We start from the raw sequence: 13,407 nt of genomic DNA, 5'->3' as shown, positions 1-13,407 counted from the left end.
CGCCCCCACGGAGGCGGCCTTTTAAACGCGTACCTACTCTTGTCTCTGCAGCTACCGCGCCGTCAGGTAGTTGCGAGCCCCGATCAGGCCGAAGTTGGGTTGATGGTAGAGGTGCAGCGGCAGCTCCTGTCGCCAGGACGTATGCCGCCCACCCGCGTTGAAGGCCGCAACAAAAGCCTCATCAAAAATCCACGGGTTGGCCGCGGCCACACCCCCGCTGATGAAGACGCCGCCCTTGGCCGCAAAGACCAGGCCGAGATCGCCAGCGACACCCGCGAGATACTGCACGAACAGCTCAACCGCGCGTATCGCGGCGGTATCAAGCCTCGCTTTCGCGGCCTCGAAAATTTCAGCACCTGTCCCCAGTGGGGCGGTCAAATCCATGCTCTTGGCCACCGCGCGATAGAAATATGGCAAACCGGTGCCCGAAAGAATGGCTTCGGCTTCGACCACCAACCCCGGCCCCATGCCAATCTCGGGCCATTCTTTGCGCAGCGCCTCAAAGATCGGTACCTCCTCCGGGGTGCGCGGACCAAGCGCCACATGCCCGCCCTCGCCCGGAATCACGCAGGGTTCACCATTGGCCCAGACCAGCGCCCCCACCCCGAGGCCGGTCCCGGGACCAACAATCAGGCAGGGTTCGCGCGGAAACACCGCCTGCCCTTGAAGGACGGTCACATCCCCCTCTGCAACCGTGGCCAGAGACCAGGCGGCCGCCTCGAAATCATTCAGCACTTTTGCGCGTTCGATCCCAAGCGCCACGGCGATACCGCGTTCGGAAAAGCTCTGATCTGCATTGGTCAATTGCACGGAGCCGTCGCGCACGACACCCGCTGCCGCAATCACGGCCCGGCCCGGCGCACTACCGCGATGGGCTGCGAAATCCGCGCAGGCCTGCTCTAGGTTCAGCGTGCCCTTGGTATCATAGCGGGCGCGTTCGAGAATATCGCCCTCGGCGTTCACAGCTGCCAGTCGCATGTTGGTTCCGCCAACGTCGGCGATGAGATTCCACATCTTTGCCCCTCCAGTCCGGTGCCTGCCCATAAGGGTGGCCGGACCCGATGCTCAGGTTGTCAGTTGCCAAGGGTCAAACAGCCTCGCATGGCGCAGGTCAAGACCTGCACGTCGATTATGACCGCTTTGCGGGCCCTATCCTCGGAGTCGCGTGACTGTTGCCTGTGAGATCACGTAAGGCAAGCGTTAGCGCAAACAGTTCATCAAGATGACGCCGCGCGTGTCAGATAAGCCACCGGTTCAAAATGGTGCATATGCTCGAACGTGCACAGCTCCAGTGGTCCAAGCTCTATCACAGCCAGCCGATCCGCATAGCGGGCAAAGAGCTCATCGGAGAATGACAGCAGATCCGCCGCCTCTGCCACATCAAGCCAGCGCAACAGATAGGCAAGGGTCACATGAAACGTGTAAGTGTCAAAATGGTCCTGCCGCAATCCGGTCAGCTCTCGCAGAGAAACACGGGTTGCCCGCAGGCGGGCCTCTTCGATCTCGTCGGCCCCTTCAAGCGTCAGTGAATGTCCACCGTAGAGGCCGCGCGCGCAGACACGGCGGGTTGCAGGCAGATCTTGCCCGTCCAGCCGCTGCCGGAATGCGGCTGTCACCTCATCGCGGGTCGCCTCGACCGGAATATCTGCGGGCCAGTTCCGTTCATCGGGAGCGATGCCCTGAAACACCGTCATGTGCAGGCTAGCGGGGGGCAAATAGGTGAACAGAGCACCGAAATCGCTCTGCCGGATTTCATCCTGCATGTCGCACAGGGCCGCGTGCACATCACTCGCCGGGTCGATGTGGCAGAGTACCGTGTTGCCGGGAAAGGGCAGCACCTCACCATTGGGGGTGAATTTTCCACCTTGCCCCGGGTCGGAAATCGCCTTCGGGCGAGACGTTTCGGCATCGGCGCCAGTCAGAAAACGCATCGGATCGGGGCGAAAAGTGGCCATGGGGCAAAGTCCTTTGATAGTCCTACCGAACAGGTCTACGCGCCTTACATGTCAATGGTTTGACACATGGCAGCTACTCGGACGAGACCGCTGACACGGCATGTCCGGTTAGAGATTTGAGCCTGTTGACCGCACGCACCAGTTCCGCGCCCACTTCGCCGTGGATGCGCGTATCGCTGAGGTCATCGACATTTGCCCCGCAGAAGAACGAGACCGGTTCGCCGATTTCGGAGGGGCGGAACGGCGTCGCGACGGCGTTGATGGCGCGCGAATAGCGGGCCTCCTCCTCGACACAGACATAGCCCTCGCGCTGCAGCTGCAGGCGTTCGCGCTGCCAGACCTCTTCACATGCCTCTGCGTCGGCCTCCGACAACAAGGCTTCCAGCTTTTCCCGCTCATCGCGCGAAAGCGCACCGAGATATGCGACACCGGAGGAGGACGTCAGCACCGGCATACGGTACCCCACATCAAGCCAAATGGTGCGTGAACCTTCGGGCCGCCAGGTTTTCACGATCAGCATATTGCCATCGTCCTGGATCGACACGCCAACCAGCGCGTTCATCTGATTGGCAAGCGCCTGCATGATCGGTGCCGCAACCGACACAAAGCCAAAGGCCGCTGATGCGATATTTCCCAATGCCAGCGCCGCCGGTCCGAGGCGATATTTGTCGAAATGACGCCCGTGAGTCAGGTATCCCAACGCACATAGTGTGAAGGTCAGACGTGACACAGTTGACCTTGGGATGCCTGTGCGCTCGGAGATTTCGAGATTTCCCAGACCATTGTCGGACGGGCGAAAGGCACGCAGGATACGAAGGCCACGGGCCAGCGTATTGGCGTATCGCCGGTCCTGCTCAAGCTCACGCATGGTTTTCCGTCCTGTTGGATCATCCGGGGGCGTCATATAAGACCCTAACTCGCATCAAGAAAAGCACATTCGTCGCCCCGCAGCACGCGATTTGCTTAGGCCCGTGCACCAAGAGTGGTGCGCAACATCCTGGCAGGCGCCCCAGCTGAGTGGAGCGATTTCGCTGCTTGCCGACACCGGCGAACTGAGGGGCGACCCTCAACACGCGCCGACTAAACTGCTCCGGCGCGTATAGGCCTCCGATCAGAAGATCTCGAACAGGCCAGCTGCGCCCTGACCGCCGCCGATGCACATGGTGACAACGCCCAGCTTGGCACCGCGCCGCTTGCCTTCCAGCAGCAAGTGCCCGGTCATCCGCGCGCCAGTCATGCCGAAGGGGTGGCCGATGGAGATGGAGCCCCCGTTGACGTTGCAGATCGCCGGGTCGATCTCCAGCCGCTCGCGACAATAGAGCGCCTGGCTCGCGAAGGCTTCGTTCAGCTCCCACAGGTCGATGTCGGAGACCTTCAGCCCGTGACGTTCCAACAGACGCGGCACGGCAAAGACCGGGCCGATGCCCATCTCGTCCGGCTCGCAGCCTGCGGTCACGAACCCCTTGAGCGCGCCCAATGGCTCCAGCCCCTGTTGTGCGGCCAGATCGGCGTCCATCACCACCAATGCGGCGGCCCCGTCCGACAGTTGCGAGGCATTGCCCGCAGTCACGAAATTGCCCTCGCCGCGCACCGGGTTCAGGCCGGACAGACCCTCCAGCGTGGTGTTGGGACGGTTGCAATCATCCATGGCGAAGGTGACCTCCTTGTAGGAGACCTCCTTGGTTTCCTTGTCGGTGATCTTCTGCGTGACGGTGATCGGCACGATCTCATCATCGAATTTGCCCGAGCTCTGGGCCGCGGCGGTGCGCATCTGGCTTTCCAGCGCCAGCGCATCCTGTGCGTCCCGGCTGATGCCATAGCGCTGCGCCACGATATCGGCGGTTTCGATCATGGTCATGTAGACCTCGGGCTTGTTTGCCTCAAGCCAGTCGTCGCGCCGCTGCGCCGGGCGCGAGGGCGGCATCTGGCTGATGCTCTCGACACCGCCAGCGATGGCGGCAGAGGCGCCCTCCATGGTAATCGCGTGCGAGGCCATTGCCACCGCCTGCAGGCCGGAAGAGCAGAAGCGGTTCACGGTGGCGGCGGCCACTGTGACCGGCAATCCGGCACGCAGCACGGCCTGACGCGCGATATTGCCGCCGGTCCAGCCCTCGGGATAGCCGCAGCCGATGAAAGCGTCCTCAATCAGTGCCGGGTCAACCTTCGAGCGCGCGACCGCGTGTTCGATGGCATGCCCCGCCATCTGCGCGCCATGGGTGTCATTGAACGCACCCCGATAGGATTTGGCGAGGCCGGTCCGGGCGGTGGAGACGATAACAGCTTGTTTCATGGGAAAATTCCTCTTCGAGGTGATCAGGCAGCGTTGAGGTCAGCAAAGGTCTTACCCTCAGCGACCAAGCGTTTCAGGAGCGGTGCGGGCTGCCAGAGGAACGCATCCTCGGCGGCGAAGCCTTCGATATCAGCGAGGATCTTGTCGAGGCCAACACTGTCGGCGTAATGCATCGGTCCGCCGCGCCAGCGTGGAAAGCCATAGCCATTCAGTAGCGTCACATCGACATCCAGCGGCCGCAGAGCGATTCCCTCCTCGACCACACGAGCGGCCTCGTTGACCATTGCGGCCATGTAGCGGTCGACGATCTCCTGATCCGAGATGTCGCGCGCCGTGATCCCTTTGGCCGCGCGTTCGGTGGCGATATGATCCAACACCGCGTCATTGGGAGTCTGTGCGCCATCCTCGTAGATGTAGAACCCCTTGCCGGTCTTGCGCCCAAAGTCGCCCGCCTCGCACAGGCGGTCGGCAAATTCGGCGTAGGTTTCGCGCGGGTCGCGGGTGGGGGCGAGCCGCTTGCGCGTGGCCCAGCCAATATCCAGCCCAGCAAGATCGCTCACCGCATAGGGACCCATGGCGAGACCAAACTCCGTGAGCGCCCGATCCACGTCAAACGGGCTTGCCCCGGCCAGCACGGCGCCGTCGCCCGCTTTGCGATAATGGCTGAGGATGCGGTTGCCGATAAAGCCATCGCACACACCCGCACGCACGGCGACCTTCTTCAGCCGCTTGGCCAGGGCAAAGCCGGTCGCAGTGACCTCTGGCGCCGTCTTGTCGGCCACCACGATCTCCAGCAGCCGCATGACATGGGCAGGCGAGAAGAAATGCAGGCCAATCACATCCGCAGGCCGAGAGGTCATCGCTGCGATTTCGTTGATATCAAGGTAGGAGGTGTTGGAGGCCAAAATGGCGCCGGGCTTACAGATTGCGTCCAGCTTGGTGAAGACATCCTTCTTCACCTCCATGCTCTCGAACACGGCTTCGATGACGATGTCGGCCTGCGCGAGGGATGCGTAGTCGTCACTGGCACGGAAGGTACCGGCCATGATGGCGTCATATTTCTCCTGAGCAAGCTTGCCGCGTTTGACAGAGCCTTGCAGCGTTGCGGAAACGGTCTTTTCCGCCCGGGCAACGGCCTCCGCATCGCGTTCAATCAACGTCACATCAAGGCCCGCAAGCAATGCTGATACAGCGATCCCCGCCCCCATTGTCCCGCCACCGATCACACCGATCCGGTCCGTATCCCGAGGTTGCACCCCCTTGATATCAGGCACTTTCGCCACTTGCCGCTCTGAGAAGAACGCGTGGATCAGCGCCGACCTCTGATCGCTTTCCATTAACTCCTGAAACAGGGCGCGCTCTTGGGCCAGCCCTTCGGAGAAGGGCAAGTTGACGGCAGCCTCCACCGCCTTGATGCAGTTCTGCGGGGCGATCTGGCCTCGCGCTTTTTTGGCCATCTTCCGACGCGTCTCATCAAAAACATCGACGTCCCCGATGGCGACGCTGCTCTCGCTGGTACGGCGCGGGCCTGCGCCTTCCGATATCAACTCGCGGGCATAGGCAAGACCGGCAGTGCGCGGATCATGCGTTTCGGCGATCTTGTCGATAATACCTGCGGTGAGCGCTTCTTCTGTACCGATCTGACGACCGGAGGTGATCAAGTCGAGTGCGACCTCCACCCCAGCCAAACGCGGCAGACGCTGCGTACCCCCCGCTCCGGGCAAAATACCAAGCGTCACTTCAGGCAGCCCAAAGCGCGCGGACGGTACCGCAACGCGGTAGTGCGCGCCAATCGCGACCTCAAGCCCGCCCCCCAACGCCGTGCCGTGCAACGCCGCAACGACGGGCAAATCGCAGGCTTCGATCCGGTTGATGAGGTCGGGCAAAAAGGGTTCCTGCGGCGGCTTGCCAAATTCGCGGATATCCGCGCCCGCGATAAAGGTCCGGTCGGTGCCATAGAGGACCACTGCCTCTAGGTCCTTGCGGTCCGCAATTTCGGCGAAGGCCGCATCGAGTCCGGCGCGGACCGCATGGCTCAGCGCGTTCACCGGCGGGTTGGCGATGGCGATGACTGCAATAGCATCAGTGGTTTCCAGGGACACAGGGTTCGACACGGGCGGTTCCTCTTTCCAAGACGCAGGGCGCATTTGCCTGAAAGGCCTAGATGATCCCTCCACAAATTTCAATATGCGGAATTATGTCTTTCAATGTGGAATTTATTCCATGGCCCCTACTCCATGACCCCATGAAAAAACCGGCTGGTCATGAGACCAGCCGGGGTTTGTACGTTTCAGTTGCTGTGATTTTTTCAGGACGTGCCGGTGGCCTGCTGACCGTTCTCGTCCCAATTGAAGTCCGTCCAATCGGTTTCCGGCGCCGCAATGGGCTCTGCGGTCTCCCATTCCGCTCCATCGCCATCTCCCCAACTGGTTGGCTCAGGGGCGATTTCAGCGGGCGCGTCTTGCGGCGCTTCCACAGAGAGGTTTGTCGCTTGTGCGGTCTGGAAACGCGCGACCAACTCGCCCAGGGTCTGAGCATCAGAATTCAGCAACTGACCAGCGGCGGTCGCCTGTTCTACCATTGCGGCGTTCTGCTGGGTCACCTGATCGAGCTGGTTCATGCCGGTATTGATTTCCACCAAACCAGTGGATTGCTCCTGTGCGCCAGTGGCGATGCCAGAAATCAACTGTGAGATATGAGCGACGCGTTGAAGGATGCTCTCCAAGGCACCACCAGCCTTACCAACCAGATCAACACCGCGTTCCACCTGTTTTGAGCTATCACTGATAAGGTTCTTGATCTCCAGCGCGGCATCGGAAGATCGTTGTGCGAGCCCCCGCACTTCAGAGGCCACCACCGCAAAGCCGCGACCGGCCTCACCGGCCCGAGCGGCCTCGACGCCTGCGTTCAAAGCCAGCAAATTGGTCTGGAACGCAATGTCATCAATCACAGAGATGATCTGGGAGATCTTGCTGGAACTTTGCTCGATCTCGGTCATGGCAGACACGGCGTTCTTGACGATATCACCACTCGCCTCGGCTTCACTGCGCGTCTCATTCGTGGTGTTCTCCACATCGCGTGCGCCTTCCGCTGCGGATTTTACGCTTGCGGTCATCTCATCAAGGGCAGCCGCGGTCTGCTCCAGAGTGGCGGCCTGGCTTTCAGTGCGATGGGACAGATCTTGCGAGGCTTGGCTGATTTCAGACGCACCATTGCGGATCGAAGACGAGGTCTCCACCACCTGCCCCACCGTTTCGTTCAACGTATCCAAGGTGCGGTTGAAGTCTGCACGCAACTGCTCATAGCCTTCGGACAGTTCATAGTCTATCCGCGCGGTCAGATCCCCTTCGGACAAGCGGGACAACCCATTCCCCAGGGCCGACACCGCCTTTTCCTGAGCGGCCATGCGCTGGCTGCGCTCTTCCTCGGCAAGCCGTTCCATTTCTTCTTTCTCGACGATACCGTCACGGAATACGGACAAAGACCGCGCAATGCGGAAAATCTCGGTGCTGGCCCGTTCAAAACCGACAACCGGGCTACGATCGCCATTTGCAAGCCGTTCGGTGCTGGCGCTGACGCGGTTCAATGGACGCATGACCAGCATCTGCATCAACAGCAACGCGGTCAAGAATACCCCAGCAATCCAGCCGAGAGACACAATCAGGTTGCGGTTCGCCGTTGCGATTTCAGCAGAGATGTCGCGCGCCATGCCGCCAATGCCCGTCAGCGACCCCGCAGCAAAGTTCGCTGCGCGCTCTGCAATTCCGACGACTGTTACCTCGGTTTCGCGGGTGGCCACGTCTGCGGCAGCCCGGGCATTGAGAACATTGATCCGAAGCGCTGCAAGGCCCGTCTCCGGCGCGTTGAGGGCACCGAGTTTCTTCAGCAAATCGCCCACGCGAGCGTCTTCAAAGTCCTCATAAAAGGACAGGTTCATGCTCGCACTCGACATATCGAACGCGGCGTCGTTGACAAGCGCCTCGTCATTCGAAGTGATCACATCAAGGGCGGCCACTTGGAACGCGTTGACCCCGGCACTGATATCCATCAGCGTATTGAGGAAGCCGACTTCGTTTTTCATGAGGCGGCGCAGGGCATCCCCGTTTTCCTTGCTCGCCCGGTCAGCTGCGATGGAGAGTTTGTCGACCTGCGCGTCGATCCCCATCACGATAAAGCGCTCCGTATCCGCACGCGCCTTCATAGCCGCCTGACGCAGAGTTTCCGATGGAAACAGGCTCTGTGCGATCACCGACTGAAGTGTGAAGGACGCATTCCGAAGCAGGGAAACATCAAGCAACTCGGGCGCGTTCGCCTCGATAAGATCGGCAAGCTCCAGCAAACGGGCATCTGAACTGTCGGCCAGCTTCTGCAACTCCGCCAGTGTTGTCGGATCCTTGGTTCCACCAAATGCCACAGCCGTGCCGGCCAGCAGGTTCAGTTCCGCTCGAGCCTCCAGCAGCATTTTCAGATTCTGAAAGTCCACTTCTACAAGCGTCTTCAGGGAGTCATCGATGGCGCTGTAGGTGGCCACCGCCCCCTTGTTCAGCTCAACCGAGGCGGACTGTGTCAGCTCCATCATCAACCCACGCAGCTCACTGCTGATCCGATGCAAGTCTTCAACTCCGACATCGATCTGCGCATCGCTTTCCAATGCCATCCGCCGGGCCGAGGCCAGATCAGTCAGGGCGTCCGACACTTCCGACGCGCCCGCTTCGAACTCGGGCTGCATGGTCTCATCCAAGTCCGATATCAACGCCAGCAGCATCTCAGTTGAGGTTGCGACCTTGGCCACCGCGGCATCGATGCCCGCGGTATCATCTGCAATCATCAAAGAGATCATGCCGTCTTTGGCAAGCCCGGCCGCAAGCGATATCTCACCGGCAAGCACCAAGTCCGGAAGCTTCTCGGTATTGAGATTGGTCATGTCCTGATCGATCTTGTTCAAGACCGAATACATCATGTAGGCGAACAGCCCGAACGAGATGCCCATCAGCAGCAGGATCATTCCCATCTTGGCGCGAATACTGCGCAGCAGACCGAAGCGACGGCGGCGGGCGGGTTTGATAGTGGAAGTATCGGTCATTGGCTCACTCTGCGCGCTGGAAAGCCACGCTTGGCGCTGAGGATAGCGCGCGATCGCATGGACAGGAGAAGATCGGGCAGACACAAGGAGAGATTGGCAAAGCAGATCGCGGCTGGCAGAGCGGTATCATGCCCATCGAAACAGGTCCGCTGGCGCATTTTGCATTGCTGAGTGACAACGAGGGCCAAACATCATCTCCAGTATCATTCAGCCAGAAGACTGCTCTGCACGCCCTTAATTTTCGATGAAATCGAAGGCGCTTTACGCATATACTCCGCTGCCCTCACGGAAGAATAACGCGAATTTGCGCCTTTCTTTTGGAGCGATTTAGTTCAAATTCACCACACTGATTTCAACGCCACCATGTCGCCTCGGAGGGCCTACACGCCGTTTTCCCGTTTGGAACAGCGTGCCGCCTCTGCTCCACTCGGCTGCGCCGATACGCAGCGCATGAATGCTCCGGCCCTAAAACTCGCGGCGCAGAGTGCCGCCACTCAAAGGATAGAACGATGACCGAGCTGCCTGCCTACTGGAAAAACCACATCGCCGGGGACTGGGTGGATGGCGGTGCGGGGCGTATTGACGTTTTGGACCCGGCCAGTGGCGAGAAAATTGCCGAACACGCCATGGCAGACGCTGCTGATGTGGATCGCGCCGTGCGGGCCGCGCGGGCCGTGCATCTCTCCGGCGCGCTCAGCTGTATGCGCCCGATCGAGCGGGGCCGTATGGTGCAGGCCATGGGCCGCTACCTGCTGGAACACAAGGACGAGATTGCGCTTACCCTGGTCCTGGAACAGGGCAAACCGCTGTGGGAAGCGGTGGTCGAGGTGGAAGGCGCTGCCCTCTACTTCGAATACTACGGCAACCAGGCCAGTACGGTCGAAGGCCGGTCAATCCCGCTCGGCGCAGGCTACTACGACTTCACCGACTATGAACCAATGGGGGTGTCGGCCCAAATCATCCCGTGGAACTATCCGGTGGAGATGACGGCCCGCTCGCTCTCGGCGGCGCTGGCGACCGGCAATGCCTGCGTGATCAAGAGCCCGGAGCTGACGCCACTGACCAACGCCTGGTTCGCCCATGCCGCAACGGCCGCGGGGTTTCCGGCGGGCACGGTGAACGTGATCTGCGGCTATGGGCATGAGGCAGGTGCCGCGCTGGCAGGCCACCCGGATGTGAACCAGATCGTCTTTACCGGCTCCGTTCCTACCGGGGTCGCGATTGCCAAGGCGGCAGCGCAAAACGTAGTGCCCTGCGTGCTTGAGCTGGGTGGAAAGTCCGCGGCCATCGTGCACGACGACGCCGATCTGGAAGCGTTTGAGAACGATATTCGCTGGGGGATCTACTTTAACGCCGGACAGGTGTGTTCGGCCATGAGCCGGGTGATCGTGCATGAGAGCCGCGCCGAGGAACTGATCGCGCGCGCCGAAACCATTGCAACCGGCCTGTCGGTTGGGCCCGGAGTTGAGCGCACGGAGTTCGGGCCCAACATGGGGGCCATGGTCTCTGAGGCGCAGCGCAATCGCGCCGTCGCCATGGTGGCGCGAGCAGAGGAACAGGGCGCGCGCCTGGTGACAGGGGGGCGGGCGCCAAACCATCCGGGTGCCTTTTTGCAGCCAACGGTGGTCGCCGACGTGACCCCGGACATGGACATCGCGCGCAACGAGGTTTTTGGTCCGGTTCTGTCCGTCCTGACCTTCAAGGACGACGCGGAGGCCATCGCGATCGCCAACTCTACGGATTATGGGCTGGTCGGCGGCGTATTTACCCGCGACCTGGACCGCGCCACCCGCGCCGCCCGTCAGATCCGCGCAGGTCAGGTGTTCGTCAATGAATGGTATGCCGGTGGGGTGGAGACGCCATTTGGCGGTGTCGGAAAATCCGGCTATGGCCGCGAAAAAGGGCGCGAAGCGTTGTGGAACTACCTGCAGACCAAGAACATTGCAATCCGCCTGCGCTGAGCAATCAGCGAAACGCAAAGGCCGCCCACTCCGGGGCGGCCTTTGCCGTTAAAGCGTCCTACTGCCGCCGAATATTCTCCGGCAACCATGTGGCCAGTTCTGGCCAGACCACAAGGATCACCACCATCAGAAGCATCAGCGCCACCATCGGCACTGCGGTCTTGGCAATGTAGGAGATTTCGTGCCGGGTCATGCCTTGCAGCACAAAGAGGTTGAAGCCGATGGGCGGCGTCACCTGCGCGGTCTCAATCACTACGACGAGGAAGATACCAAACCAGATCACGTCAATTCCCGCTTGCCGGATCATCGGCTCCACGATGGCCATGGTCAGGACCACGGAGGACAGACCGTCCATGAACATGCCGAGGATCAGGTAGAACACCGTGAGCACCGCAATCAGGGCAATGGGCGACAGGTTGTAGCTATCAATCAGCCCAGCCAGCGCGCGCGGCAGACCTGTGAACCCCATCGACAGCGACAGGAAGGCTGCCCCCATCAGGATGAAGGCAATCATCGCGGAAGTGCGCGTGGCCCCCATCAGGCTTTCGACAAACGTTGCCCAATTGAGGCTACCCTGCATCAGTGACAGGCCCAAGGCGCCAAGAACGCCCACTGCGGCGGCTTCGGTCGCGGTGGCAAATCCCGTGTACATCGACCCGATGACCACAAAGACCAGACCAAAGAGCGGCATTAGAAAGCGGCTCTCGGCGATCATTTCGCCCAGTGACAGGCGCGGCTCTGGCTTGGGGCGCTGAGCGGGGCTAAAGAAATGCCACCCGATGATATAGAGCATGAACAGTCCGGCCAGAACGAGGCCTGGAAAGACGCCCGCCATGAACAGCTTGGTGATGCTTTCGTTGATGCTGACACCATAGACGATCAGCGTCAGCGAGGGCGGGATCATCAGACCCAGTGTGGCGGCACCTGCCAATGTGCCGATGATCATATACTCGGGGTAGCCGCGCGCCCGCAGCTCCGGGATCGACATCTTGCCCACCATATTGAGCGTTGCCGCCGAGGAGCCGGAGACAGCGGCAAAGATCGTGCAGCCCGCGATATTGGTGTGCAAAAGCCCGCCGGGCAGGAACCGCATCCAGGGTGCGAGACCACGAAACATGTCCTCGGATAATCGGGTCCGATAGAGGATCTCTCCCATCCAGATAAAAAGCGGCAAGGCGGTGAGCGTCCAACTGGAGGCGCCACTCCAGATGGTGGTGATCATGGCATCCCCTGCCGGACGGGAGGTGAAAAGCTCCATCCCAACCCAAGCGACGCCCATCAGCGCAAGGCCAATCCACACGGACCCGCCCAGAAGCGCGAACAGTACAAAGAGGAAAATGACCGTGGTGTAGATTTCGATCATTCGAGGACCTCCCCCTTGATCTGCGGCGCACCGGTCACAAGCATCCGGGCGAGGTAGTCCCACAGCGCGATGGCCAGCAGAACAGTTCCGATCGACATCGGCAGTTGCGGCAGCCAGACCGGCGTATAGACCCAGCCCGAACCGCTCTCGGCCCAGAGCGCGGCCCAGTTCCAGGGCCAGGTTCCGAACATGGACACCGCTGTCAGCAGCCACTCAGGCGCGAAATCCTGTCCCTGCGTGCGATCATTCAGCATCTCCGACAGGACATTTGTCTTGATGGCGTAGCGGGCAAAATAGGTGGCCGTCAGAGCCGAAATCAACATCGCCCCCGCATCGAGCCAGAAATGGTGCCGCCCACCAAGGCTCAGAAAGATCGACACCCGGATGTGCCCCCCGTGGGTCAATGTGTAGGCCAGTGCAAAAAACGACGTCGCGGCCATCGCATAGCCCGCATATTCGGTCGAGCCGGGAAAGGTCAGTGACGCCCAGCGCGCCCCCATCTGCCCGACGATCAACAGCAGGATCGCCACCATGAACAGCGCCGCGATTGCGCCCGCGCCGTTATAGATTCGATCCAGCGCGCCCCAGAGCGGTTGCAGCACCCGGCGCATCGCGGCCGGTCTCAAAATGCACAGCAGCATCAGAGCTGTTGGCACAACGAAGAGCCAGACCCACAGGGGCAAGCCCAGAACAGGTTGCCAGTCACGCATGTCTTGTCCTTTGGATGAATAGACTGATCGGGAGAAAGCGGAGCC

9 protein-coding genes are annotated in these 13,407 nt (G+C 60.9%); 1 reads left to right on the top strand and 8 read right to left on the bottom strand.

The window, feature by feature from the left end:
* Positions 1-51 precede the first annotated feature (51 nt).
* The 6 genes from R0J92_RS10415 to R0J92_RS10390 form a co-directional block, all read right to left on the bottom strand.
* Positions 52-1,014, bottom strand: coding sequence for an ROK family protein (locus R0J92_RS10415; protein ID WP_411051629.1), 963 nt, complete (start codon positions 1,012-1,014; stop codon positions 52-54).
* Positions 1,015-1,217: 203 nt separating this feature from the next.
* Positions 1,218-1,955, bottom strand: a complete 738-nt coding sequence (locus tag R0J92_RS10410; RefSeq protein WP_411051628.1) for a DUF1868 domain-containing protein — start codon at positions 1,953-1,955, stop codon at positions 1,218-1,220.
* Between the two features lie 73 nt (positions 1,956-2,028).
* Complete coding sequence (locus R0J92_RS10405) at positions 2,029-2,823, bottom strand: IclR family transcriptional regulator (protein ID WP_411051627.1); 795 nt, start codon at positions 2,821-2,823, stop codon at positions 2,029-2,031.
* 243 nt (positions 2,824-3,066) lie between these two features.
* Complete coding sequence (locus R0J92_RS10400) at positions 3,067-4,245, bottom strand: acetyl-CoA C-acyltransferase (protein WP_106163897.1); 1,179 nt, start codon at positions 4,243-4,245, stop codon at positions 3,067-3,069.
* Positions 4,246-4,268: 23 nt separating this feature from the next.
* Positions 4,269-6,359: a 3-hydroxyacyl-CoA dehydrogenase NAD-binding domain-containing protein gene (locus tag R0J92_RS10395; protein ID WP_411051626.1), complete on the bottom strand. Its 2,091-nt coding sequence runs from the start codon at positions 6,357-6,359 to the stop codon at positions 4,269-4,271.
* Positions 6,360-6,553: 194 nt separating this feature from the next.
* Positions 6,554-9,328 (bottom strand): methyl-accepting chemotaxis protein, encoded by a 2,775-nt coding sequence (locus R0J92_RS10390; protein WP_411051625.1) that lies wholly within the window; start codon positions 9,326-9,328, stop codon positions 6,554-6,556.
* A gap of 509 nt (positions 9,329-9,837) precedes the next feature.
* On the opposite strand from R0J92_RS10390, the gene R0J92_RS10385 reads away from it, so the two are divergent.
* Entirely contained in the window at positions 9,838-11,289 is a 1,452-nt protein-coding gene (locus R0J92_RS10385) for an aldehyde dehydrogenase family protein (RefSeq protein WP_411051624.1), read from the top strand.
* Positions 11,290-11,347: 58 nt separating this feature from the next.
* Here R0J92_RS10385 and R0J92_RS10380 read toward each other — a convergent pair whose 3' ends face one another.
* Positions 11,348-12,652, bottom strand: coding sequence for a TRAP transporter large permease (locus R0J92_RS10380; protein WP_411051623.1), 1,305 nt, complete (start codon positions 12,650-12,652; stop codon positions 11,348-11,350).
* Entirely contained in the window at positions 12,649-13,362 is a 714-nt protein-coding gene (locus tag R0J92_RS10375; RefSeq protein WP_411051622.1) for a TRAP transporter small permease, read from the bottom strand. Before R0J92_RS10375 ends, R0J92_RS10380 begins: the two co-directional genes overlap by 4 nt.
* Positions 13,363-13,407 lie beyond the last annotated feature (45 nt).

Origin of the sequence: Tritonibacter sp. SIMBA_163 (assembly GCF_046535935.1) — a bacterium.
Taxonomy (GTDB): Bacteria; Pseudomonadota; Alphaproteobacteria; order Rhodobacterales; family Rhodobacteraceae; genus Epibacterium; species Epibacterium scottomollicae.
The sequence above is the reverse complement of the archived record's forward strand: the minus strand, read 5'-3'. Positions and strand labels throughout refer to the sequence as shown.

Excerpts from the sequence above, each read along its gene's own strand:
- R0J92_RS10415 (WP_411051629.1), bottom strand. The coding sequence starts at position 1,014 with ATGTGGAATCTCATCGCCGACGTTGGCGGAACCAACATGCGACTGGCA.
- R0J92_RS10410 (WP_411051628.1), bottom strand. The coding sequence starts at position 1,955 with ATGGCCACTTTTCGCCCCGATCCGATGCGTTTTCTGACTGGCGCCGAT.
- R0J92_RS10405 (WP_411051627.1), bottom strand. The coding sequence starts at position 2,823 with ATGCGTGAGCTTGAGCAGGACCGGCGATACGCCAATACGCTGGCCCGT.
- R0J92_RS10400 (WP_106163897.1), bottom strand. The coding sequence starts at position 4,245 with ATGAAACAAGCTGTTATCGTCTCCACCGCCCGGACCGGCCTCGCCAAA.
- R0J92_RS10390 (WP_411051625.1), bottom strand. The coding sequence starts at position 9,328 with ATGACCGATACTTCCACTATCAAACCCGCCCGCCGCCGTCGCTTCGGT.
- R0J92_RS10385 (WP_411051624.1), top strand. The coding sequence starts at position 9,838 with ATGACCGAGCTGCCTGCCTACTGGAAAAACCACATCGCCGGGGACTGG.
- R0J92_RS10380 (WP_411051623.1), bottom strand. The coding sequence starts at position 12,652 with ATGATCGAAATCTACACCACGGTCATTTTCCTCTTTGTACTGTTCGCG.
- R0J92_RS10375 (WP_411051622.1), bottom strand. The coding sequence starts at position 13,362 with ATGCGTGACTGGCAACCTGTTCTGGGCTTGCCCCTGTGGGTCTGGCTC.